The organism is Microcystis sp. M169S2 (assembly GCF_020245865.1).
Classification (GTDB): Bacteria; Cyanobacteriota; Cyanobacteriia; order Cyanobacteriales; family Microcystaceae; genus Microcystis; species Microcystis ichthyoblabe_A.
On the sequence record NZ_JADBUB010000145.1, the window covers coordinates 1 to 23,614 of the forward strand.

Consider the following 23,614-nt stretch of genomic DNA (forward strand, 5'->3'; position numbering starts at 1 on the left):
AATATTGGAAGAAAGGTAGTCGGAGAGGCCGCCTTTAGCGGGAATCCGATAGAGAGGTTCGTAGTTAACCCAGTACGGGTCAAAGCGTACAAAGCTAATTCTAGATGCAATATTTGCGTACAGAATTAGTAACTATTACTTGGCAGACTACTGATATAATTACTCAATTAATTAGGGTTTGCTGAATAAATGTGAAATATAGACGAGGTAAGGGTTTTATGGTTCTGTTTCGCTCCCACAGGCGCAAGATTTTGAGAGAATCGTGGTTCAACACCTTGTGTCTTCATCGGCCCGCTTCCTGTAGGGGCGAAGCATTAGGGCAATAACCTATCGGTGAAACCTTAGAGCTTCTATCCGAATGCTTCGCCCCTACTTTTTCAGCAAACCCTAATTAAACCTCTTGCATAGTTAATTTTTGAGGATTCAAAAACGGCAGCAATAAGGGTTAAACTGCCTAAAATCTGTGAAGAGACCGCGCTCACAGCTTAGTCGGTTAAATCTACATTTCGTAGCCAAACTTATTGGCATCTACTTCTTGTAAATTAATATCGATTAAACCGTATTCTGACCAGCGTTGGGAAACCTTGACCGCCATGGACGGATCCGACTCCAAAGGTTCCCCCCACTCGTGGTCAGTTTCAGGATACATTTTTGTCGTGGCATCAATTCCCATTCTCCCCCCCAAACCGACCTTTTCGCTGGCAAAATCGAGGCTATCAAAGGGGGTTTCTGGGAGAATAAAAACATCACGGACCGGATCCACTTTAGAACTAATTGCCCAAACCACTTGCCGGGGGTCGCGAATATTAATTTCCTTATCGACGACGATGACAAATTTAGTATAGGTGAACTGGGGTAAGGCACTCCAAAATGCTAAGGCCGCTCGTCGCGCTTGTCCGGGATAGGCTTTATCAATGGAGATAATCGCCGCTTTATAGCTTAAAGCTTCCATCGGTAGGAAAAAATCCCTGATTTCCGACACCTGTTGCCGTAAAATCGGCGTATAAATACGATTAAGAGCGATGGCCATCATCGCCTCTTCCTTGGGAGGACGACCGCTAAAAGTGGTTAAATAAATAGGGTCGCGACGATGGGTCATGCAGTGGAAATGAATCAGGGGTGAATCTTCCACACCGCCATAGTAACCCATGTGATCACCAAAGGGTCCATCTGGCAATACCTCTCCGGGGGTAATTGTTCCTTCGAGGACGATTTCTGAGTCGGCCGGCACTTCTAAATCGAGGGTTTTACACTTGGCTAACTGTACCCCAGAACCGCCGTACAATCCCGCAAACAGCCATTCTGAGAGATCTACGGGGATAGGAGTGGCGGCGGCCATAATAATCAGAGGATCAACCCCTAAAGCGATGGCTATTTCTAATTTTTTGCCCATCTGTGCCGCTTTTCGCAGGTGACGCGCCCCACCGCGCACGGATAACCAGTGGACGGTCATGGTATTGTGAGACTGTAGCTGTAGGCGATAGACACCGACGTTAGGGGTTCCCGTTTCGCAATCTTTGGTAATTACTAGCCCTAGGGTGATAATCGGGCCTGCATCCCCCCGATAGGGGCGAATCATCGGAATTTTCTTTAAATCTACTTCATTCCCTTCTAAAATCACCTGTTGACAGGCAGGAAAAAAGTTACGGTTGGGTTTGGCTTTCAGGACATCAAACAACACTTTACCAAAATCGATCGCTTGGGAGAGTTTTTTCGGCGGTTTCGGTTGTTGCAACAGGGCAAGTTTTTTGCCTAAATCTTCCAATTCTTCGGGTTTATTCAGGTTCATCGCCCAACAGATACGTTCTACCGTTCCCATGAGGTTAATAGCGACGGGAAACTCGGCCTCTTGCACGTTTTCAAACAGTAGGGCTGGTCCCCCTACCTGTAGCATCCGATTAGCGATCTCGGCAATTTCTAAATCGGCAGAGACCGATGCACTAATGCGGCGTAATTGCCCACGATCTTCTAAAAGCTTAATAAATCCTCGTAAGTCTCTAGCCATGATGAAGAAATGTAAATAAATCCCTGTCTCTATTATCTCTTAGGGCGGCAGTTTCGGTGGGGGATAGTCACCTTTTTGAGAGTTGGAGGCGATTCTCGTCTAGAATTAAGTAAAAAAATCCCCATCTTGCCAGGGTCATTCCTACCCCTAAATTTATGCTTATTCAGCCCAGAGGTCAACATGATTAAGGATATTGAAATTAGTAATTTTAGATGTTTTGAGCATACCAAAATTGAAGGCTTTGAGCGAGTTAATTTAATTGGTGGTAAAAACAATTCAGGGAAAACTGCCCTGTTAGAGGCTTTAATTGTTGCTGACAAGCCTGAAAATATTTTATTTTTAAGATACTTGAGAAGAGAACCAACAAAAATTCATCAGGCATTACCAAAACAGACTTTTGAAAATTTATTTTTTAGGCAAAATCAGCCGCAAGAAATGTTGATTAAAACCCAAAACGAGAATAAACAAGAAACGGAAAATAGAATTATATTCTCTGAAAACATTTCAGAAGAGTTATCAAGAAGCACCAAAATATTTGGGTTATTTGGTGGATTAGATTTGTTACGGGATTTTATAGAAGGAGAATCGTATTTTCCAAAAGGTATAATACCTACTTTGCGATTTAATATAATCGATAAATTCTCAGAAAAGAGTGAGGAATTTATTATAATTGCCACACCCAAAAATTATTTAAATATTAGCTTGAATGGACAATACATAAAACCATCCGACTATAGCTCAGAAAGTGCCAAGAATATGCCAATAATCACAACATCAATGGGAGAAATTAATGCCGATCTAGTCGAAGATTATGAACTTATTGTTTTTCAAGGCAAAAAAAATGAAGTGCTAAATTCTATTCGCATTCTCGATCCATGTATTGAAAATGTTGAGAGTTTTTATCTTGGTTCACCTAGTTTATATCTGACTAGAAAAGGAGAAAATCGGTTACCAATATCACTATTTGGAGATGCTATCAATCGCTTAGTTCAGATAATAATGAAATTAAAGGAAAGTTCTATTTTATTAATTGATGAAATTGAAAACGGTATACATTACACTAATCAAAGAGAGTTTTGGAAAACTTTATTCCGATTAGCTATCGAACTAGATAGCCAAATTTTTGCCACAACCCATAGTTTAGAGATGATCCAAGCTTTTGCCGATGTGGGGTTAGAATATTATCCAGAACAGGGGGCCTATTTTGAACTAGCAAGGAGTCCCAGAACTGATAAAATTATTGGTATTAAAAGACAATTAAGCACTTTAGAGTACGCCTTAAAACATGGCAATGAGGTGAGAGGTGAGTAACTTATTAATCGTCGAGAGCAAGAATGATAAAATTTTTATCGAAGCCCTAGTAAAATACTTAAATATTAACAAAATTCAGTTAGATAAACCGATTTGCTTTGAGGAAGATGACTATAAATGTTTACAGGGTTTAGATAAAGCTAAATTAACCAGCACTTTCGATGAAATTAAGGCGACTCTTGGTAAAAAAGCTATCCCTAAAGTTGGTATTATTATCGATCAAGATTCTGATACTAAGACAGAGCGACTAAATTGGCTTAATGATTGTCTGAAAAAGGTGTATCCAGAAGCGGAAGATATTAGGAAAACCAGTCAGCTTTATAGATTGACAACAATAGAAGATCAAATCACAGAATTTGCTTGTTATTTTACCAATGTGGAAGGACAAGGAGAACTAGAAACAGTTCTCAAGAAGATTAAAAGTCAAGATTCCACCTATGCGGATTGTTTAGAAGACTGGAGAAATTGTTTAAACAAGCAAGAAAAATCGATTAAAGACAAAGATTTTGATAAGTTTTGGATTAGTAACTATAGCGTTTCTGATTCACAAGAGGTACATTCCTGATCCTGAACAGCTTAGTCAGCAAAGGTTTAAGTGTGCCGCACAGATGCGAGAACCGCTATATTTACGATTTGATACCTGTTCCACAGAAGACAAAAAACAAGCTGGCAGGAAATGCAGTATGAATGGATTTGATTATGTTATGAAAAACAAACGTCATATTTGGAACTTTGAGCATGAAGTATTAAATGAACTCAAAGAATTTTTACAACTATTTGCTATCTAATCAAAAATCCCCCTAGAAATCTAGAGGGATCGAGGGATATATGGAGGGCAATTTAGAAGTAAATTGTACCACCCCAACGCTCGTCTAGACGGGGAGCAACCAACATATAAGCGGCGACGTTATACACATCATCTTCGGTCAGATTGCGTAATTCTGGGAAGATATCGGGACGGCTAACATTGGGATGAAATTCGCTCAGATCATCTTCACCATCGTAACTGGTGGGATGTTCTAGATAATCAATCAATGCTAACAGATTATCTCTGGGAGGTTCCGCTTTGGCCAGATCACCCAGACCCAAACTGACGTTATTATTAGTTTTGGTTTTACCTTGCAGGTGACACTTAGTACAATTGGCGACAAAAAGTTTCTGTCCTTCCGTCGCTTGTTCAGAAGTCAAAGTCACCGATTCCCCCGCATCATTGAGGGTGATGGTGAGGGTTTTTTCATTGAGTTCTAAGGCACTAGCGCCGTTAAGATTGAATTGTAATACAAAAAAGACTACAGCGATCGCTGCCACAATCAAACGTTTGATCATTGTTCTCCTACTCGCAATTGTTCCAAGAAAGGGAATTTTAAGGTGACTAAAAAATTTTCTCCTCTGGGAGGGTGTCGAGCGATTCTAAGTGATCACGGACACCGAGAAGATCGCAGTGGGGAATAAAGTCAAGGGGACGTTTCCGTTTTCGAGGCGGTTACTCCTGAGCGTTGGGATAAAATCAGTGAGATAATTGCTTTAGCATCTTCTAGGGCGAGATTAGTCTGCCGATCTTTATAGGAGATGCCTAATTGGTCGCAAAGTGACAACACAGATTCATCGGCCAGATCGTACTCTGCCGCAATATCAGCGATCGATAGATCAGCAAAACCCATAGTCTGACGCACCCACCAAGGATAGAGAATACTTATTAGTTACCATAATTATCATGCCATTGCCGGGGACATTCTTGACAGTGATCAGTTATCAGTGATCAGTTATCAGTGATCAGTTGTGAGTTTTCAGTTCACTGATTACTGATAACTGTTTACTGGACGGCTACGCCGTGCCTTTGGCAACACTGAAAAAAGCTCCCATCACCCTACACCCCACACCCCACACCCTACACCCTACACCCCACTTCCCCATCACCCCAAACCCTCAAAATTCCCTAATTTTCCCGACTTTTGGACTATTTACTCCCTAAGATAGAGACTCGTGTAAACAAATTTAATTAAAATCGCAAAAAACCTGAAAAAATACTAAAATGTGATTAAGAATGTTATTTTTAGCCTTGTAAGGCTAAATCTTTCTCGATAACATTGTAATCATACCTCCACACTCTTTTGTACAAAGGACTACACCTTTGTTAACTTATGGATATACAACTGATCAACATCGGCTTCGGTAATATTGTTTCCGCTAATCGGGTTATCGCCATCGTTAGCCCAGAATCGGCTCCTATCAAACGCATCATCAGTGATGCTCGGGATAAAGGCTGTTTAATCGATGCTACCTATGGAAGACGGACTCGTGCGGTGATCATCACCGATTCTAGTCATGTGGTGCTGTCGGCCATTCAACCAGAAACCGTGGCTCACCGTTTCGTGGTCAACAAGGAAGCGCCTGTTAATAGTAGCAACTAAGTTATTAACCCCATGCAACCCGGTCAATTAATTGTCATTACCGGCCCTAGCGGTGTGGGCAAGGGTACGCTAGTCCGGCATTTACTAACTCGTTTCCCTAACCTCTACCTGTCCGTATCCGCTACTACGCGCCCACCTCGACCGGGTGAAATTGAGGGGGAAGATTACTACTTTCTCGACCGTCCCAGTTTTGAGGAGAAAATGGCAGCTGGAGAATTTCTAGAATCGGCCGAATACGCGGGCAACTACTATGGAACACCCCAATCAGCGATCGCCGCTCAATTAGCAACAGGCCAGACCGTAATTCTAGAAATCGAATTAGAGGGAGCCAGACAGGTCTGTAAAAGCTTCCCCGAAGCGAGGAGAATCTTTATCCTACCCCCCAGTTTCGAGGAATTAGAACGTCGTTTGCGCGACCGGGGCAAAGATGCCGAAACAGCGATCGCCCGTCGCCTAGAGCGCGCCCGGGAAGAATTGGCCGCCAGCGAGGAATTCCCCTATCAAATCGTCAACGATGACCTAGAAACCGCCCTAGATGCCATCGAGAAGATTATTTTTAGCCCTTAGCCGTCAAAGGGCAGGAGGCAGCCTTGAATCAGTTATTAGTTATCAGATGTGAGTTTTCAGTTTACTGATTACTGATTACTGATTACTGTTCACTGAAAATACTTCCCCTATCTCCTAATCCCTATCCCCCACTCCCCAAGTTACAATCAAAAAACTAACCGCAGCAGCAAGACAAGAAAGCGCAATGATTCCTACCGTTATTGAAACCACAGGCCGGGGCGAACGCGCCTTCGATATCTACTCCCGACTACTCCGGGAAAGAATCGTCTTTTTGGGACAAGAAGTAACCAGCGACCTAGCTAACCTAATCGTCGCCCAATTACTCTTTCTAGAAGCAGAAGACCCCGAAAAAGATATTTACCTGTATATCAACTCCCCTGGGGGTTCCGTTTCGGCCGGATTAGGGATTTTTGACACCATGAATCAAATCCGTCCCGATGTCAGCACCATTTGTATTGGTTTAGCCGCCAGTATGGGGGCTTTTCTCCTCAGTGCCGGCAAACCGGGCAAAAGAATGAGCCTACCCAACTCGCGGATCATGATTCACCAACCCCTCGGCGGCGCCCAAGGTCAGGCCACCGATATCGAAATTCAGGCCAAAGAAATTCTCTATCTCAAACAATTACTCAATGAACACCTAGCTAGTCATACGGGTAAACCTCTCGACCTCATCGCCGAGGATACGGAAAGGGATTTCTTTATGTCCGCCGAAGAAGCCCTAGACTATGGTTTAATCGATCAAGTCATCGATCGCAGTCCTTCCGCTTCCAACCCTCCCCAGTAAATAATCATGATCGGGTAGGCCCTGTCTACCCAGATTTTTGTAAATATTTAGTAAACAGAAATTAATCATCGATCATCGTTATTAATCCTAAGTAACAGTGAAAAGTTCTAGCGGATTGGGTTAAGATCGAGACGTAACCCGAAAAAAATTGCAACAGGAATCGGTAGAAACACCCGGTGGGTTATTAACGGAAATTTTTTTACTGGCAATCCCTATGAACTATCATCCGCCCTCACAGCCCCTGCCCGCCCCCTGTATTATTGACTCTGGCGTGGTCATCGCTAAAGAAGATATGCGTCGTCTCCTCGATGATATCGGACGAGTTCGCTATATCCATAGTCTCGAAGGGGTGATTCAGAGTGAAGGGGAGGGATGGATAGTGGAAGTTTTCGCCGATTATCAGCAAAGCACCCTAGTTGCTAACTACAGTCTTTATCTGAATACCTATAGCTTCGATTATCTCCGTTTAACCCGCTCTCCTGAGGGTGAGACCTATTTTGATCTGATTCAAGACAATCGGCAATTACGGCTGATTCCCCTGAGTAATCCACTGCAAGACCCCGATATGAAAGCCCGTCTCAATGCTGATACCCTCGAAGCTATGGTTACTCAGGTACTTTCTGCTAAGTGGGATGTGCAGTTTGAAGACGAAGACGACAACGATTGCCCCTTTTAGGCAGCAAGCAAAAATACTGATAACTGATAACTGGTTACTGATAACTGATAACTGATAACTGATAACTGATAACTGAAACAGTGGGATTTTCCTTTGAATTAATCGCCCAGTGTCCCCAAACTGGTGCGCGGGTTGGGGTTTGGCATACTCCCCACGGACCGGTAGAAACACCCCGTTTTATGCCCGTGGGAACTTTGGCCACGGTGAAAGGTTTGACCCCCGCTCAAATCGCCAGCACGGGGGCGCAAATGATTCTCGCTAATACCTATCACCTGCATCTGCAGCCCGGAGAAAGTATTATCGAGAGAGCGGGAGGTTTACACGAGTTTATGGCGTGGAATCAGCCAATATTAACAGATTCGGGTGGATTTCAGGTATTTAGCCTCAGTCAACTGCGGCAAATTAAAGAGTCGGGAGTCACCTTTCGATCGCCTCGGGACGGTAGAATAATCGAAATCACGCCAGAAAAATCGATTCAGATTCAAAATGCCCTCGGTGCTGATGTGATTATGGCCTTCGATGAATGTCCCCCCACGGGAGTCAGTCATGAGACCATGAAAGCATCCATAGAACGCACCTATCGCTGGTTAGAGCGCTGTCTGGGGGCCCATCAACGACCCCAAGAACAGGCTTTATTCGCTATAGTCCAAGGGGGGATTTATGAGGATTTACGGACAACGGCGGCGCAATCTTTAGTAAAACTCGATTTACCCGGTTATGCCATCGGTGGCGTGAGTGTGGGGGAAGAAACGAGCCTAATTCATCGCATTGTCCAGATAACTGCCCCTTTACTCCCCGAAAATAAACCCCGTTACCTGATGGGAGTGGGAACCTATCGAGAAATGGCCAAGGCGATCGCTAGTGGCATAGATCTGTTTGATTGCGTCATTCCCACCCGTTTTGGTCGCCATGGCACGGCTTTAGTGCGGGGAGAGCGTTGGAACCTAAAAAATGCCCGTTTTAAGGAGGATTTCTCCCCTTTAGACGAGACTTGTCCCTGTTACACCTGTCAACACTTTAGCCGTGCCTATCTAAATCATTTAATTAAATCGGGGGAGATGTTGGGTTATATTCTCTTATCTCTGCACAATATCGCCGAATTAATCAGATTTACCCGTGAAATTCGTCAATCTATCCTCGGGGGGACTTTTGCCCAAGATTTTGCCCCTTGGCTTGAGGATGCCGTAGATGTTACCCCAACGTGATAAAATTTCAGGAAACGTTTGAAAATTTTCTTGTCAAGGTAGATAGAGAGATGGAAACTGCACTTTTGTTCGCCAAATTGCCAGAAGCATACCAAATTTTCGACCCCTTAGTCGATGTCTTGCCCCTGATTCCCCTATTTTTCCTCTTGCTGGCCTTTGTTTGGCAAGCATCCGTCGGTTTTAAATAAATCGACTTTCAATTATCAGTTATCAGTGAGCAGTGAGCAGTGAGCAGTGAGCAGTTATCAGCTTCTGAAGGCAAGAGGCAACAGGCAAGAGGCAAAAGACAGAATCTGACAATTCTCCTACCTAAAAAGAAGGTTAGAAACTAAGCACATCAAAGCTTTTAGCTTAACCAATTAGGTCTGAGATTCGTCCCTTGTGATCAGATTTGAGTTTTAAGTGAAATGACATCTTTTCACTGATTACTGTTTACTGATTACTGTTTACTGATCACTGTTTACTGAAAAAGCTTCCCAGATTAAAACAAAGTCCCGGTTAAATCAGCACCGGTTAAGTCCACATCTTCTAAAATTGCCCCGCGCAAATCGGCATAACTGAGATCCGCACCCCGGAAACTGGCCCCGGTGAGATCGGTAATAAATCCGTCTCTTTCGGGACTGGCACGAAAATTAACCCGGCAAAGTCGGCAATGGGCGAAATTAGCTCGATATAACAGGGAACCGCTCAGATTGGCATAGTTGAGATCGGCTCCGCAAAAGTTCGTTTTGCCTAAGTCCGTGCGTTGGTCGGAAGTGGAGCGAAAATCCGTATCAATTAATAGGGCCTGCTGAAGATTAGCACTGTTGAGATTAACACCGTTTAAGACGGCTTTGGTTAAATAAGCGGCTTCTAAATTGGCTTCGATCAGATTAGCCCCGCTTAAGTCCGCATCGCGTAAACAAGCTCGATAAAAGTCCACTTGACTTAAATCTGCTCCCCAGAGAATCGCCTCACTTAAATCCGCTTCTCTCAGCAGCGATCGCGCAAGGCGTATTTTTCCTAACCGCGCCTGTCGCAGATCAGCACGGCAAAAATTGACTCCTGGGAAGACCATATTAGTTAAGTCGCCTTCCCGCAAGTTAATCCCCTGAAAATCTCTTTCTCCCTCCCGATACCGTTGACAAAGTTCTTCTAGGAGCATGGAAATTTTTTCCGTATCATAATTGACGCAAAATGTCAAGGGTTTAGTGATTTTTATTTAGGGAGATGGAAAGCCGGCAGACTCTCGAATTCTCGGGCCCGTTGACGCATTTGCTGACTAATGCGATCGCAAACCACCTGACAGAGATCATAGATCACGGGGTCGGTAATTTGATAGTAAACGCTGACTCCTTGGGGTTGCCGCGAGATAATTCCCGCTTGGGTTAAAGCTTTCAGGTGTTTGGAGAGATTGGCCTGGCCTAGTCCGGTAGCTTCAGCGATTTCTTTACCATTCATCGCGCCTAATTGCAAGCAACTGAGAATCTGTAGGCGACTGACTTCCGACAGGACTTTGAAATAGTCCGCCACCGAAGCGAGGACGAGGCTAGAGGTTTGGGGGGAGAAACTGTCTAACATAGGCAGGCAATAAAGTGACCGGTTAAAAAGGCTGACAATAGGTGATCGTTTAAAACTTTATAACTATTGACTACTATAGTTTAACTGGAGAGGTCACTAGAGTCTAGTCGGCACGAGCGATCGAGAGCGGTAAAATCTTCTCCATTAAGATTTGCACATCTGCCTTAGTCATGGTACTAAGGGCATAACCTTGATAGAGATAGCCAACTCGATCAAGGTGTGTAGTCTAAATTATCTAATTGTCGGTAAAAGTCATAACTCTAGTTTTCCTGCGAGGCTTTCCTTTAATTTTAGGGGATTAGCTGACCGACAGCCAAACTGACGCTAAAATAGTCTTTGCTGTCCGGGGTTGTTGCTTGCTCCTGACGGTGGTTGTAACCGGTAACTGAACATGACTTCGATTCGTCAACTGCATCAACAACTCGTTAATAAAGAAAAAACAGCCGTCGAAATCGCCACAGAATTTCTCGCTCGCATCGAAGCGATCGAACCACAAGTAAAAAGCTTTCTCCATTTAACCCCGGATTTAGCCCTCGCACAAGCCCAAAAAGTGGACGAGAAAATAGCTAGAGGTGAATCTCTGCATCCGTTGGCAGGCATTCCCATCGCACTAAAAGATAATCTCTGCACCAAGGGTATCCCCACCACCTGCGCTTCCCGGATTTTAGAGAATTTTGTCCCCCCCTACGAGTCCACCGTTACCCAAAAATTACGGGATTTAGGGGCAGTTATCGTCGGTAAAACCAATTTAGACGAGTTTGCCATGGGTAGTTCCACGGAAAACTCTGGTTATCACGTTACTGCTAATCCTTGGGACTTATCCCGGGTGCCGGGGGGATCTTCGGGGGGTTCGGCTGCGGCTGTGGCCGCTCAAGAATGCGTGGTGGCCTTAGGATCGGATACCGGTGGCTCAATTCGTCAACCGGCTTCGTTTTGTGGCGTTGTTGGGCTAAAACCGACCTATGGCTTGGTTTCTCGCTTTGGTTTGGTGGCTTACGCTTCTTCTCTTGATCAGATCGGTCCCTTTGGTCGTACCGTAGAAGATGCGGCGATTTTATTACAAGCGATCGCAGGTTACGATCCCCAAGATTCTACCAGTCTCAATCTGCCGATTCCTGACTATAGCCAATTCCTGAAAACCAGTTTAAAAGGGTTAAAAATTGGCGTAATTAAGGAAACTTTCGGGGAAGGTTTGGATCAGGTGGTTGCTGAGGCAGTTAATCAAGCTTTAGAGCAGTTAAAGGCCCTTGGTGCCACAATTAAAGAGATTTCCTGTCCCCGTTTCCGTTACGGATTGCCCACCTACTACATTATCGCCCCCTCGGAGGCATCAGCGAATTTAGCCCGTTACGATGGGGTTAAATACGGTATTCGGGAAGATGCCGATAGTTTGATTGATATGTACACCAAGACTCGCGCTCAGGGTTTTGGTGCGGAGGTTAAGCGCCGAATTATGTTGGGAACCTATACCCTCTCGGCGGGTTATTATGATGCTTATTACCTGAAAGCACAAAAAGTCAGGACTTTGATCAAAGAGGATTTCGATCGAGCTTTTCAATCGGTAGATGTGTTAGTTTCTCCCACTTCACCGACCACAGCTTTTAAAGCTGGGGAAAAAACCGCGGACCCTCTGAGTATGTATTTATCGGATTTAATGACAATTCCCGTCAATTTAGCCGGTTTACCTGGGTTAAGTCTTCCCTGCGGTTTTGATGGGCAAGGTTTGCCGATCGGTTTACAATTAGTCGGTAATGTGCTGCGCGAAGATCAATTATTTCACGTCGCCCACGCCTACGAACAGGCCACCGATTGGCACAAACGTCAACCATCTTTTACAAATTGATACAATTGCCGATGGCTATCTTTTGCCGGTAGCCAAATAGTAGGGTGGGTTAGGCGATGACAAATGAGACAGTTAAGCAACTAATAAGGTATTCGCCATAACCCACCAATCTGTTGATTTTGATCCTAATGCTGAATTGCTAGAATTTGGTATTGTATGTATCGGTGATTTCTCCGAAAGTTGATGTGTCTCTATGAATATATCTCTAGATTTATTAAAGAGTGAGTTTCGACAATTTTGCTCAGGATATTATATTAATCAAATAGATAGTTGGTTTACGGAGGCGGGATTTGATAAATACGAGCCTGGTGCATCTACGCGCCGAGATCAAGTAGATGGATACTACTCAAAGATTGATTGGGAAAATCAAAACGATATTCAGAAATTTCTGAAAGTAATTGAATCAATACTTTTATACAAAAGTTATAATATTAAGGAAGAGCATAAGCAAACTTTAAGAGAAATTTGTAAAAAAAGTGGTTTGGAAGTTGATATTAATGGCTACACAATTCATTTAACCAAAAAACTAGGACATCAAAATATCAAAAATATTATTTTTGCCTCTAATTCTTTTAAACCAGAAATTATTTTTTCAGATTCACTTAGCAATGATATTGAAATTACGAAGTATAAAGAATCCTGTTTGATCTATGATAAGCCGATTCAAAGTCATGGATTATTATGGATAGAGTTAATTGATTGGTGGAAAGAGTATAAAAAAATTATTAGCTGGTCAAATTCAGAAGCGGCAGCTCCTCTTTACAAACGACTTAAAGAATCCTTGCAAAATAATGGAGTAGAATCTAGATTTTTTGACACTTACTATAACAACGAGCAATTATGTCGTCGTTGGGGTGAAAATTCGCCCGCTCTACTGCCACAAGTTTATTTACATTATGATCCCTATACTATCAAAGAACTCAAAAGATATAACAATGGGAGAAGATTGATAAGACAACGTATGGATTTTTTATTATTATTGCCAAAATCAAAAAGAATTGTTATCGAGATCGATGGTAAACAACATTATGCTGAGGGAGAATATGCGAAGCCTCAGCTTTATGCAGAAATGGTAGCTGAAGATAGAAAGTTAAAATTGCTAGGTTATGAAGTTTATCGATTTGGAGCTTATGAAATTATGCAAGAAACCTATGAGTCTATAGTAGTAGATTTTTTCCAAAAACTTTTTGATTTTTATGATATAAACCTTGATTTTTGAAGAATAAGAATAGGGTGCATTTGATGGTTCTTATAATTATAGCCTAAAGTAGGATTACGGAAGGGTCATGCTTGGTGCTGAGTTTAATTGCCTTCCATATATTGAAGTAAAACTTTGTTGATTAGGGTTTGACAATTAATTATAGCACCAACCGCAAGAGCGATCGAGCAGGGAAAACAATTAATTCCACGCATTAGAGAAGAATTCCCTAATCTCAAACAACAGCAAGAACTTTTAGAATTGATAGAGACAATCTTGGTTTATAAGTTCCCCCAAGTCAGTAGAAAGGAGATAGAAGCGATGTTTAGTTTAAGTGATTTAAAACAAACTAAAGTGTATCAGGAAGGTAGAGAGGAAGGTAGAGAGGAAGGCCGACAAGAAGGCGAATTAGCGGCAAAATTAGCCTCTATTCCTCGTTTATTGGCATTAGGATTAAACTTTGAACAGATAGCACAAGCTTTAGAATTAGAGATCGAACAGGTTAGACAAGCAACTCAAGGGGAATAGGAAAGGTTCAAAGCGATCGCATTTTAATAATGGTTTCCCAATCTCGATCGCTATCAATTAAATAAAGGCAAAAAGAGATATTTTCGGTCCCTCCTATCAAACCTATTTAGGAGAAGAGTTGCTTACAGGTAAAGCTTATAATGACAAAATAAAAAGCTCTGATGGTCAAGAAAGTTCTTCCGAATGGTTAGCTAATAATGGCGCTTATTATATCTATGGAGTTCAGAGAATAGATTCAGTTAATAATTTTACAAGCTCTGGCGATCAAGCTACAGTGGATGTGGTGGTTACTGAAGAAAGAACACTCTATAACAGTCAGGGTAAAATTGATCAAAAAAATAGTGGTTTAAGTACCTTATTGGTTCGCTATAATCTTGAAAATATAGAAAATTAAGGTAGTGAGAATTTGGATTTGTACGCCGTTAGTGTGTCCAACCCATAAATACGCCAGTCCTGAGAGTCGCTTAGTTAAGAGAAAAGCTTCTTCTATCTGCCATCTTCTTCTATACAAATCACAAACTTCCTCAGCGGATAGTTGTTCAGAATCAAGCACGTTTGTCAAATAATCATACCAAGTATTTCCCCAAAGAACTGAGACTAATCTGACGGTCGAATGGCAAGGATTAGAGCGATACTGACCGAGGGTAATAATCTCATCTCAGTAAAGTTTTCCTGTCGACAAAACTTGCTTTATTTGGTAAGATGTTTTCCCCTCATGCGGGTAAGAAAATATTTTCCTTCCTTAGTAAATTGGTCAAACCAAGGAAAACTAAAAAAGCCTAGGTCAACAACTAGCAAGCCTGATGTAGGTAGCTCATTTATTAATTGTTCTGCCCATACTTTATCGTTACATCTCTCATTTTTCTGATATCATACTGTCACAGGTACTTGCGTAAATGCCTCAACAATCATCATTATTATTCCAGCCAATTTCCCAGATTCCTTCTCGGAAGCTTTCAGCCTTTTCCTCAGCTGCTTTAGGGTTGAGCCATCGGCTATCCAAATAACACTGAATTTTTCTCTCACCTTTTGCCATTTCTCAGCTATGCTAATTTTACCTGACATTTCTTTTCTTTTTTCTCAAATATTTCTCGGCAGCAATACAAAGATTTCCTTAGGTAAGCTCATCAATCTTTTGGATACAGCTTGCTTACTTACTTTTAGAGGTTCTACCCAGAGTAATCCTTCCTCTTTTAAGACTCTTACAGCTTCACTTAATTCCGCTATCTGGCGATAGACTAAGCTTACCAATAAGGTGACCACCACGGGTAAGGTTAATAATCTATCTCTCATGATTTTTTCATGATTTCCTCGCATATATTTTAGCGGCGTAAATAATCTTGGCTGTAGGTATTTTTTAAGTTCTTCTATTACTTGTGGGATTTCTGGGCTTGGGCATTGATGTGGTCGCCGCAAATCTGGGATTCCCCTGTTTTATCGGTCGTTGCTTAGAGCGCTTTTTCACTGACCCACCTCTGACTTCTCCGCCTTATTTTACCATTTTTTACTTCCTTCCTCTTGGATAATCAGCTACTTTTTATAATTCTGTGGGGGCGAACTGCGTTCGCCCAGAGCCAATTATTAACCCACCACCAATTTGTGTAAGGTTTCTAGCTTTTGATCGAAACCTTTTTCGAGATTATCTAGCTTTTGATCAACATCTTTCTGTAAGGTGTCTAGCTTTCGATCAACCCTTTGAATACTATCTTTAATTTCCTTAAGGACAGATTCGAGGGAATAGTTAACGGTTTCTGCTGTCATTGCGGTTAACTCCTATCAGTCGAGAGATAATGTAATTATCGATAAAAATCCTCTTAATTCTCCACTTCATTTTTTTGGGGAAATCTCTCCTCATCTTCCAATTTATCGCTGATTTCTGGCAGTTTTAGCAATATTCCAGCGAATAACCAATAGTAAACAGAAACTGGATCGACGGAGAGAGGATAATAGTAGGGATTATAGCTAATAAAAAGTATAAAAATCCAGATACAGAGACCCCAATGCTTTAAAGCAGGATTTTTTACTTTTAAATAGGCTTTAAAGGTGAGGATACAGAGAATTGTCACCAGTGCCATAAAAGCGATAAAACCGACGATACCGATTTCGTAGATCAGTTTAGCGTAGTAGGTTTCAATTAGTCTTATTCCCTCTTCTCCCACTATATGACGAGCGCCACTGCTGGCTGTGCCTAAACCAAGACCAAAAAGCTGTGCATATTTGAAGACCCACTGCATTTGATCGACTACAAAGTCAATGGGAGACGAATATAACCAGCGACCGATAAAATTTAGCCCTCTTTCCCGAATAAAGGGAATTAACGTCACCGCGAGCAGGGAAAGCAACCCCAAGATTCCCAATCTTAATGGTAACTTTTGCTTATTTTTGCTGGTAGCAATAAAAAGAACCAAGTAAAACAAAGGTACTAGCAATAAAGGTAATCTTTGTCCAGAAACCAGAGTCGCAAGCAAGACTAAAACCATTGCTCCCCAACCAGCGAGGCGCCATCTTTTTTGCGGATCACTAAAGCTGGCTGCGTAACTGATGACGCTACTAGATACTAAAAACCAACCCCATTGCCAAGGATCGGAAAATGTGCCGGGGAGACGAATTAAGCCTCGATCGGGATTATACAACACCGAACCGCCGACAAAACATTGAGCTTTCAAGCTGGCTTTTTCGCTAATATCTGGATAAAATTGGGTGTCGGATTTCGGGGCAGTAACTTCTAGTTGATTGAGGAATTCACTATCGGGACAGATGCCTTGGACGAGTAAGAAGTATTGAATTAGAACTAAAACGCAACAGACTAGGATCATCACGATTAAAAGCCGATTAACCACGAATAAATCCCGTTTTTCCTTGATTAGATAGTAGCCACAGAGAACCAGGGGAATATAACCGAGGAGGGTTTTTAATCCTACAATTCCCACAGCAATTGCTCCTTGGGGCAGATTGACAAAAAGAAAAGTTATCAAGCTGATGGCAAGTAAAATTAAAGCCGCGAGGAGAAAAGGCTTGATTTGCGGGCTTAATTGCTTAAAAGTTTTGGTTTTAAGTAAAATTGCCGCTAAAGCTGGGAAATAAAAGGCATCCTTGGCGATTTTGTAGAGAGCATAGGATGGCTCTTCACCAATAAAGTTGCCCTTTACCTGAAAAACTCTCGCCACGGCAAAAGTGACGGTACTACTCAGGGGAAGATAGATGATTAGGGCTAATAATCCCAGACGGGGATGGATAAAAGAAGCGACCATGGCAGGAACTGCGAAAATTCCCAACAAGGCGGCTTTTTTGTCCAATACAATCCCTAAAACTAGACTAATTATTATGGTAGAGATCGCTAGTATATTTAGTAAGAGATAGTTCCTCTCTTTCATATTGTGCAGCTTTGAGCAGGTTTAGGAGAAAGTGTACCGGATTTTTGCCGAGATTCTCATTGTCAATGGGGAAGTGGGGAGCTTTTCAGTCATCAGTTTACCGATAACTGAAAAGCTGATCACTGATTCAAGGCTGATGGCCGAGAGTTTCCTTTTGCTTCTTAGCTTTTGCTATACTTGTGTAAAATTTTATTTATCTCGATCTTGACTCCGTGGCCGAAAATCCTTCTTTTCAAGACCTTTATCAAGCTGGCATCAGTGCCTTTGAGCGTGGACAATATCGTCTTAGTATCCAGCAATTAAATGCGGCTTTAGCCTTAATTTCCTTAGGATCCCGAGCAGGGGGTGAAATACAAATTTGGTTAATTTCTGCCCATCAGGGGTTGGGAGAGGGGGAGAAAGCTAGTGAAATCTGTAAGCAACTTATTACCCATCCTATCTATCAAATTCGCGAACAGGCCAAGCGTTTACTTTATATTATCGAAGCTCCCCGTCTCAAACGCCCAGATGAATGGATGACGAAGATCCCCGATTTAGAGAAACTTCCCGATAGCGCACCGCAATTTAAAAAGGGGACAAATAAACAGGAAAAAGAAGAACCCCCCGCACCCATGCAGTTAGAGCAGCATAAAAATACTGTTTTTAGCGGACTGGCGATCGCTGTTGTTCTATTGATGCTCTGGTTTTTTGCTAAAAATGGTTAAATTAGTTGACAATAAGCTTCTAATATGCTAATGCAGTTAGCTATGGCTCCTAGATGGGCGATTTCATAACCGTGGGTGTTTTGGGTGGGAAAACCTAAGCAAGCGGCCTTAGCTATATGACCGAATTTCATAGCAATGGAGGCATCGCTACCAAAACCACTAATAATGGCTAATTGTAGGGGGATTCCCGCCTTTTCAGCCGCTATTCTTAATTCTTGATTTAATTGCTCATCATAGATACCGTAACCATCCTGAGACAATAACACAGGACTGCTGCCATCCTTAATCGGATATTCAGGAGCGAGGGGACAGATTTCTAGGGCAATTAAAGCATCTAAGCGGTTATTTGCGGTGAAAAATAAGGCTCCTAAGGCTCCTACCTCCTCCTTAGCTGAGGCAACCAGATATATATCCACCGCAGGGTTAATTATTCTGGCCGCTAATGCCAAAAGAATCGCCACGGAAGCTTTATTATCAAGGGTATAACTGGCAATGTAGTCTTTTAGTCGCAAGGGTTGTTTTCGGTGTTTTCCCACCACGACTCGACTACCGGCGCGCACCCCGCAAGCGTCTAATTCTTCTGGAGTCAATTTCGTCTCTATCCATGCGGATTCCCAGGTTACAGGAGTGTTTTCCTGCTGCACTTTTTGCGGGGATTGATGGGAAATATGACGGGAACCAAAGGAGAGAATCCCCGCTCTGGTTTCTCGATCACCGATAATATCTACCACCCCCTCTCCATAAATCCAAGGAAAAGCTCCCCCAAGTCGGCGAATTTGCAGAGTACCGTCGGGATTAATTGCCTTGACAATAGCGCCAATTTCGTCTTTATGACCGGTAATAGCAATTTTTTTGGTCGAATCTTGTCCTTTAATCTTGCCGATGACATTTCCCGCTTGATCTTGCCATGTTTCTAATCCTAACTCTTGAAAGCGTTCTAGTAAAAAGCGATCGATTTCCGTTTCCATTCCACTAGGAGAATGATGGAGGACAAGAGTGGCAATAGTATCAAAGAGGTGATCAAAATCCATATTTGTCTTGATTTGTGGGTCGAGAGAGAATTATTATCCAAACTGGAAATCGAAAAGGTTTTACAGGAACAATATTGGTGCAGCCATAGCTCTTGGGTGATTGCCAGTTAGCATTTAATGATTAATCAAAGGTGCAGAATTAGCCAGAAAACCGGCAACTTTCAGGGACTCTACCACTGAATTATCATCCTCTACCCAATAGTTTTGTCCTAAACGCACAAATTGACGCTGAGTTCCCGCACCGATGGTGGCAATAACGGGAACTTTTGCCTTTTGTTTGTCTCCCGATTGCAGAATACTTTTAAGAAGATTTTGACGATTTTGGTTGACAACATCTTGCAGTGATAAATTAACCATCACCATTTTAATGGCTTCGATCGGCTCCGCATCTTCGATAATTAATTGTACCCGATCATCGCGGCGATCCACTTTTCCCCATACCATTAAAGTTGCTTCCTCCACTAATAACTTTTGCAGACGTTCGTAGGTATCGGAAAAAATCACCGCTTCCGATTGTCCCGAAGCATCTTCTAGGGTTAAAAAGGCCATGGGAGTACCTTTTTTGGTCATAATTTTCTTGACGGCATTTAATAGGACAATTGCACTGACTTTTTTTCTGGTTTTGTGTTCTTCTAAGTCAGCTAAATTGATGGGAGATAGGACTTGAGCAGCTCTTTGTAAAGCTTTTAAAGGATGTTCGGAAACATAAAAACCCAAATGTTCTTTTTCCAGTTTTAACTTTTCTTGTAGGGAAAAATCTTCCACTGCGGTTGCACTGGGAGACTGTTCAAACTCTGATTCTTGTTTATTTTCTGTGCTACCCCCTAGCATATCAAAAATATTCATTTGACCACTTTCTTTCTCTTTGGTGCGTTTTTGCGCCCAAGCAACTACTAATTCTAAATCTTCAATTAATTGATGGCGATTGGGTTGAATTTTATCAAAAGCACCAGAATAAATTAGCGTTTCTAAAGCTCTTTTGTTGATCACTCGCAAATCAACACGCTCGCAAAAATCCCCTAAGGAAGTAAACTTTCCTCCCGTTGCTTCCCGCGCTTTTAAAATAGCCTCGATCGCATTTTCGCCCAGATTTCTAACTGCGGACAAACCAAAGAGAATTTTGCGTCCAATCGGGGTAAAATGTTTTTGCGATCGATTGATGTCGGGAGGTTCGACATCGATATTCATTTTCTGACAGTTTTCTCGGTACTTTTCCACCTTATCCTGATTATCGCTACTAGCAGTTAGTAACGCTGTCATATATTCCACAGGATAATTAGCTTTTAAATAAGCAGTTTGATAGGTGACGTAAGCATAAGCGGTAGAGTGAGATTTATTAAAACAATTGGAGGCAATTAACCCGTTGCCCAGCAAAAAATTATGATCTTTCTCTACACCAATATCGTAAACGGGTTTTCTTCCCAAGGATTGACGACCGACAATTTTAACCATATTAGTAACTCAACTCTCCAGATATTTTTGTAACGGTGCTAATGGAAATATGGCATTTCTTGGCTCAACTAGGCTCCCCAAGACAAAAAAATTACCATATTAATAACTAAAGTGTATATTCTACCTACAATAGGTTACGATCAAATTAAACAACATCATCGAAAATTTTGGTCTGAAACCCCGCCGTTTTAGGTTGGCTTTAATTTAAATACTAGCGCATTGACACGATATGTTCTAGAGTGGTACTGCCAGTAAAAATATTTTGCCCGCAGAGCTTGCGGTGTCAGTCTGTAGAGCCACTATGCAAACCTAGACAAAATCCAGCAGTTAAGATAGCCAAGAAACCTTGCCACTGAAGGCAAGGGCCTAGATCGTAACTTGACGAGAGGTCAGCGCTCGGTAGTGCGCGGATTGTGTTATGATTCTGGCCAAGCCATCAAGGGATTTGAAAAGGAGTAACACCATGAGTCTATCTTCAGAAGCCTATCGCCAAGCCCTCGTGCGGGATGGAGAACGGCGCTATCAGGAATGGCACCAAAATTATCACAACCAATGCCGTCAATCAACGGCTGAATACCAAGCTCGTTCGGCCCAACAACGCCCAACAAAGCCCTGGATTTCCTCGGAAGCCTACCGCCAACTTTTGGTCAAAGATGGGGAGCGGCGTTTTGCGGAATGGCATGGCCAGTTTTTAGACTATCAAAGACAATTTCTGGCCAGTCAATCCACCTAAACCAACGTCAACCAATCCGCATTACAGCAATCTCTGAAAATAGTGGCTAGAGTCCCCGAAAAAATAGCTAATACCAATTTTCAATAGTCCTGGCAGGCATTCTACCACCCCCACCCCCCCCTTGCCCCACCCAAAGTCGGGTATGCAAGGGGGGGTATCGCATCTCAAAAGCTATTGACAATCGGCTAACTTTGTGATCCGTGTGGGCATTTCAAGTGATACCAGTCAATCAAAATAGTTACGAAATCTTAACATTTAGTCGATTTTTGTTTAACAGTTGAGATGAGAAATTATACTCGAGTACGCCTGGATCGCCCTCTGGGTAGGCAACTCACATGAAGTTCATTTTGTCAAGGGTTGTTAAGATGTGTTTACCTTACCATATTGCTTATTCGGTATGAACTGTGTAATATACTTATTACTCTCGGCTCGCAAATCACTATAGATGGTGTTTTGACAACTGATAAAACCTACCCGAAGTCGAATTAGTTCAACTTATGCCAGTACAGGCAGTGGGTGGCTTAATCCAAAAACACCATATGTGGAAAATGAGCGAACCGTCAGTTTATCAATAAAAATAATTGGCTCAAATCAATCCTTTAACCTCTAGCTTGATCATGACTTTTCTGATAAGTATCTCTTTATGGCTCGTGGAGGGTCTACTCAAATATCGGCCTAGCACGGAACAAAATCCCCCCACTGGTTTGCCTGTATTTACTTGTCCTAGTTGTGGTTCTCACCATACTATTAAGAACCGTTATATTCCTAAGGGGAACCCCAAACGTCACTGTCAAGAATGTGGTCAACCGTTTGTGATCAATCCCACTAATAAAACTATCTCTCCCGATACCAAGACAATTAATCGATCAACTCTTGCTCGAACGAATTTCTTGACGAGGAATTGCGAGAGTAAGAGGGGTAAACTTGGTCATGGTTACAAAATTATGTCAACGTCTCGACTTCGCTCGACGTTGACCCTGAGCGAAGCCGAAGGGTCAACAATAGACTGGCGGCTGTTCCCCGTCAACTCAAGGTTTCGGACAAACCAAAAGGTAAATTGCTCACAGAATGTCATCAGATGTGTCCTTTGGTTTTTTCTAAGACAATAAAAGTCTATATTTGGCTGGCAATTGATAGAAAGGCAAGGGAACTTATTGGTGGCTATTATAGGGTATAAGACCAGGCAATCAGCTAAAAGACTTTTGCCAAGTTTACCCAGTGTTTAACGACAATGTGCTGTTACTTACACTCATTTTTGGGAGTCATATAAGACAATAGTTCCGAGTAAACGTCATCGAGAGGTACAGCCAAGAAACTGGTCAAACTAATCCCCTTGCAAGACTTGATAAGACCTTTCGACCAAGGATTTCTCGGTTGGTGAGAGAGGTTCTATAAAAAAAATGGAGAATCACTTTGGGGAGCCTTTTGGTATTTTATCCATGACTACAATGCACAGCAAAGCCAAGCATTAAGGCTCCATCACAACTACCAAATCACCACCAGGAAAAATCAAAAGGTAAATTAGTCCTGCTCTTCTTGACTTTGTGTGATAGTTTTTGCTTATGTAAGGTGAAATGCTTACTGGACAAGACTTTTAGGAATATTTTGAAGAGCCATTAGTCCTAGAGTGTGATGAAATGTAGTCATTGGTTTTTTTAAGACGATAAAGGTTTACATTTGGCTGGCAATTGATAGAAAGACAAGGGAAATTATTGGCGGCTATTGAGGATATAGGAGTCGCCAGTCAGCCAAAAAACTTTGGGGCCATTTTACCCGGTGCTGACCGATAATGTCCTGTTACTTACACTGATTTTTGGAAGTTATATAAGACAGTAATTCTGAGTAAACGTGATCGAGTGCTAGGAAAAGAAACTGGTCAAACTAATCCCATTGTAAAGACTTAATAATACCTTTCGACCAAGTATTTCTCTGTTGGTGAGAGAGAATCTATCTTTCTCTAAAAAAATGGAGAATCAGCTTGGTGCTGCTTGGTATTTTATCCATAACTACAATGCGCAGCAAGTCAAAGCATTAAGAACCCGTCACTACTAGAGAACCATCACCAGAAATTTTTGTCAAGTAAAAATCGTACCAAATTTAGATGAGCTTGCCCTGTATAGATGATTTCCTGACCTCAGATCACATTTTATTCTCTTGTCAACTTCAATCTAAAAACCGAGAAAAAAGCAAAACCGTCCATCGTACCATAAAAAAATTATGCAATAGGTCTAA

At 42.2% G+C, this 23,614-nt stretch carries 24 protein-coding genes and 6 pseudogenes; 17 read left to right on the forward strand and 13 right to left on the reverse strand.

Features of this window, described 5'->3' with window-relative positions; translation table 11 throughout:
• Positions 1 to 499: 499 nt before the first annotated feature.
• Positions 500 to 2,005 carry a UbiD family decarboxylase gene (locus IM485_RS14945; protein ID WP_104395487.1) on the reverse strand — a complete coding sequence of 502 codons (1,506 nt, stop codon included), beginning with the start codon at positions 2,003 to 2,005 and terminating at the stop codon, positions 500 to 502.
• Between the two features lie 180 nt (positions 2,006 to 2,185).
• Here IM485_RS14945 and IM485_RS14950 point away from each other — a divergent pair, with 180 nt between their 5' ends.
• Together IM485_RS14950 and IM485_RS14955 are read left to right on the forward strand one after the other, a co-directional pair.
• Positions 2,186 to 3,316, forward strand: a complete 1,131-nt coding sequence (locus IM485_RS14950) for an AAA family ATPase (protein WP_002754646.1) — start codon at positions 2,186 to 2,188, stop codon at positions 3,314 to 3,316.
• Positions 3,309 to 4,104, forward strand: a pseudogene (locus IM485_RS14955) (DUF3226 domain-containing protein). The gene IM485_RS14950 and the pseudogene IM485_RS14955 overlap by 8 nt, the downstream one beginning before the upstream one ends.
• Before the next feature lie 52 nt (positions 4,105 to 4,156).
• On the opposite strand, the gene psbV reads toward IM485_RS14955, so the two are convergent.
• Positions 4,157 to 4,642 carry a photosystem II cytochrome c-550 gene (psbV, locus tag IM485_RS14960; protein ID WP_002785283.1) on the reverse strand — a complete coding sequence of 162 codons (486 nt, stop codon included), beginning with the start codon at positions 4,640 to 4,642 and terminating at the stop codon, positions 4,157 to 4,159.
• A 128-nt stretch (positions 4,643 to 4,770) separates the two neighbouring features.
• On the reverse strand, positions 4,771 to 4,977 hold the full coding sequence (locus tag IM485_RS14965; protein ID WP_002735525.1) for a hypothetical protein: 207 nt from the start codon (positions 4,975 to 4,977) through the stop codon (positions 4,771 to 4,773).
• 170 nt (positions 4,978 to 5,147) lie between these two features.
• Here IM485_RS14965 and IM485_RS14970 point away from each other — a divergent pair, with 170 nt between their 5' ends.
• The 7 genes from IM485_RS14970 to IM485_RS15000 all read left to right on the forward strand — a co-directional run bounded on the left by IM485_RS14970 (position 5,148) and on the right by IM485_RS15000 (position 9,147).
• Positions 5,148 to 5,288, forward strand: coding sequence for a hypothetical protein (locus IM485_RS14970; RefSeq protein ID WP_287744078.1), 141 nt, complete (start codon positions 5,148 to 5,150; stop codon positions 5,286 to 5,288).
• 169 nt (positions 5,289 to 5,457) lie between these two features.
• Positions 5,458 to 5,727 (forward strand): extracellular matrix/biofilm regulator RemA, encoded by a 270-nt coding sequence (remA, locus tag IM485_RS14975; protein ID WP_002737924.1) that lies wholly within the window; start codon positions 5,458 to 5,460, stop codon positions 5,725 to 5,727.
• Between the two features lie 12 nt (positions 5,728 to 5,739).
• Positions 5,740 to 6,294 (forward strand): guanylate kinase, encoded by a 555-nt coding sequence (gene gmk, locus IM485_RS14980; protein WP_104395490.1) that lies wholly within the window; start codon positions 5,740 to 5,742, stop codon positions 6,292 to 6,294.
• A gap of 145 nt (positions 6,295 to 6,439) precedes the next feature.
• On the forward strand, positions 6,440 to 7,078 hold the full coding sequence (gene clpP, locus IM485_RS14985) for an ATP-dependent Clp endopeptidase proteolytic subunit ClpP (protein WP_271932248.1): 639 nt from the start codon (positions 6,440 to 6,442) through the stop codon (positions 7,076 to 7,078).
• Positions 7,079 to 7,292: 214 nt separating this feature from the next.
• Positions 7,293 to 7,754 (forward strand): hypothetical protein, encoded by a 462-nt coding sequence (locus IM485_RS14990; RefSeq protein ID WP_104395644.1) that lies wholly within the window; start codon positions 7,293 to 7,295, stop codon positions 7,752 to 7,754.
• An 80-nt stretch (positions 7,755 to 7,834) separates the two neighbouring features.
• On the forward strand, positions 7,835 to 8,959 hold the full coding sequence (gene tgt / locus IM485_RS14995; RefSeq protein ID WP_287744080.1) for a tRNA guanosine(34) transglycosylase Tgt: 1,125 nt from the start codon (positions 7,835 to 7,837) through the stop codon (positions 8,957 to 8,959).
• Positions 8,960 to 9,009: 50 nt separating this feature from the next.
• On the forward strand, positions 9,010 to 9,147 hold the full coding sequence (locus tag IM485_RS15000; RefSeq protein WP_002739211.1) for a photosystem II reaction center protein K: 138 nt from the start codon (positions 9,010 to 9,012) through the stop codon (positions 9,145 to 9,147).
• A gap of 293 nt (positions 9,148 to 9,440) precedes the next feature.
• Here the strand turns inward: IM485_RS15000 and hetL are convergent, their stop codons facing one another.
• The 3 genes and pseudogenes from hetL to IM485_RS23035 form a co-directional block, all read right to left on the reverse strand.
• Positions 9,441 to 10,103, reverse strand: coding sequence for a heterocyst differentiation pentapeptide repeat protein HetL (gene hetL, locus IM485_RS15005; protein WP_104395493.1), 663 nt, complete (start codon positions 10,101 to 10,103; stop codon positions 9,441 to 9,443).
• A 53-nt stretch (positions 10,104 to 10,156) separates the two neighbouring features.
• The gene (locus tag IM485_RS15010) at positions 10,157 to 10,519 is read right to left on the reverse strand and encodes an ArsR/SmtB family transcription factor (protein WP_002784230.1); all 363 of its coding nucleotides are present in this window, start codon (positions 10,517 to 10,519) and stop codon (positions 10,157 to 10,159) included.
• A gap of 106 nt (positions 10,520 to 10,625) precedes the next feature.
• Positions 10,626 to 10,727: pseudogene (locus IM485_RS23035) on the reverse strand (DUF6398 domain-containing protein); the annotation flags it as partial.
• Positions 10,728 to 10,910: 183 nt separating this feature from the next.
• On the opposite strand from IM485_RS23035, the gene gatA reads away from it, so the two are divergent.
• From gatA to IM485_RS15030, 4 genes and pseudogenes are all read left to right on the forward strand, one after another.
• Positions 10,911 to 12,362, forward strand: a complete 1,452-nt coding sequence (gatA, locus tag IM485_RS15015) for an Asp-tRNA(Asn)/Glu-tRNA(Gln) amidotransferase subunit GatA (RefSeq protein ID WP_104395494.1) — start codon at positions 10,911 to 10,913, stop codon at positions 12,360 to 12,362.
• A 193-nt stretch (positions 12,363 to 12,555) separates the two neighbouring features.
• The gene (locus IM485_RS15020) at positions 12,556 to 13,581 is read left to right on the forward strand and encodes a DUF559 domain-containing protein (RefSeq protein WP_287744082.1); all 1,026 of its coding nucleotides are present in this window, start codon (positions 12,556 to 12,558) and stop codon (positions 13,579 to 13,581) included.
• 132 nt (positions 13,582 to 13,713) lie between these two features.
• Positions 13,714 to 14,088, forward strand: a pseudogene (locus IM485_RS15025) (Rpn family recombination-promoting nuclease/putative transposase); the annotation flags it as partial.
• Positions 14,089 to 14,149: 61 nt separating this feature from the next.
• Positions 14,150 to 14,482, forward strand: a pseudogene (locus IM485_RS15030) (ARC6/PARC6 family protein); the annotation flags it as partial.
• Here IM485_RS15030 and IM485_RS22775 read toward each other — a convergent pair.
• The 5 genes from IM485_RS22775 to IM485_RS15050 all read right to left on the reverse strand — a co-directional run bounded on the left by IM485_RS22775 (position 14,444) and on the right by IM485_RS15050 (position 17,462).
• On the reverse strand, positions 14,444 to 14,641 hold the full coding sequence (locus tag IM485_RS22775) for a transposase (RefSeq protein ID WP_353846019.1): 198 nt from the start codon (positions 14,639 to 14,641) through the stop codon (positions 14,444 to 14,446). The pseudogene IM485_RS15030 and the gene IM485_RS22775 sit on opposite strands and share 39 nt — an antisense overlap.
• Before the next feature lie 317 nt (positions 14,642 to 14,958).
• Positions 14,959 to 15,153, reverse strand: coding sequence for a hypothetical protein (locus IM485_RS15035; RefSeq protein ID WP_104395497.1), 195 nt, complete (start codon positions 15,151 to 15,153; stop codon positions 14,959 to 14,961).
• Between the two features lie 15 nt (positions 15,154 to 15,168).
• Positions 15,169 to 15,381 carry a hypothetical protein gene (locus IM485_RS15040; protein ID WP_192575963.1) on the reverse strand — a complete coding sequence of 71 codons (213 nt, stop codon included), beginning with the start codon at positions 15,379 to 15,381 and terminating at the stop codon, positions 15,169 to 15,171.
• Between the two features lie 288 nt (positions 15,382 to 15,669).
• On the reverse strand, positions 15,670 to 15,849 hold the full coding sequence (locus IM485_RS15045) for a hypothetical protein (protein ID WP_104395499.1): 180 nt from the start codon (positions 15,847 to 15,849) through the stop codon (positions 15,670 to 15,672).
• A 53-nt stretch (positions 15,850 to 15,902) separates the two neighbouring features.
• Complete coding sequence (locus tag IM485_RS15050; RefSeq protein ID WP_104395500.1) at positions 15,903 to 17,462, reverse strand: hypothetical protein; 1,560 nt, start codon at positions 17,460 to 17,462, stop codon at positions 15,903 to 15,905.
• Positions 17,463 to 17,674: 212 nt separating this feature from the next.
• Here IM485_RS15050 and IM485_RS15055 point away from each other — a divergent pair, with 212 nt between their 5' ends.
• Positions 17,675 to 18,166, forward strand: a complete 492-nt coding sequence (locus IM485_RS15055; RefSeq protein ID WP_104395501.1) for a hypothetical protein — start codon at positions 17,675 to 17,677, stop codon at positions 18,164 to 18,166.
• Here IM485_RS15055 and IM485_RS15060 read toward each other — a convergent pair.
• Complete coding sequence (locus IM485_RS15060) at positions 18,163 to 19,197, reverse strand: M42 family metallopeptidase (protein ID WP_287744087.1); 1,035 nt, start codon at positions 19,195 to 19,197, stop codon at positions 18,163 to 18,165. The genes IM485_RS15055 and IM485_RS15060 overlap by 4 nt on opposite strands.
• Positions 19,198 to 19,311: 114 nt before the next feature.
• On the reverse strand, positions 19,312 to 20,649 hold the full coding sequence (locus tag IM485_RS15065; RefSeq protein WP_287744090.1) for a helix-hairpin-helix domain-containing protein: 1,338 nt from the start codon (positions 20,647 to 20,649) through the stop codon (positions 19,312 to 19,314).
• Between the two features lie 463 nt (positions 20,650 to 21,112).
• On the opposite strand from IM485_RS15065, the gene IM485_RS15070 reads away from it, so the two are divergent.
• From IM485_RS15070 to IM485_RS15080, 3 genes and pseudogenes are all read left to right on the forward strand, one after another.
• Entirely contained in the window at positions 21,113 to 21,382 is a 270-nt protein-coding gene (locus IM485_RS15070; protein WP_002766899.1) for a hypothetical protein, read from the forward strand.
• 617 nt (positions 21,383 to 21,999) lie between these two features.
• Positions 22,000 to 22,710: pseudogene (locus IM485_RS15075) on the forward strand (IS1-like element transposase).
• Positions 22,711 to 22,998: 288 nt separating this feature from the next.
• Positions 22,999 to 23,267: pseudogene (locus IM485_RS15080) on the forward strand (ISNCY family transposase); the annotation flags it as partial.
• Positions 23,268 to 23,614: the final 347 nt, after the last annotated feature.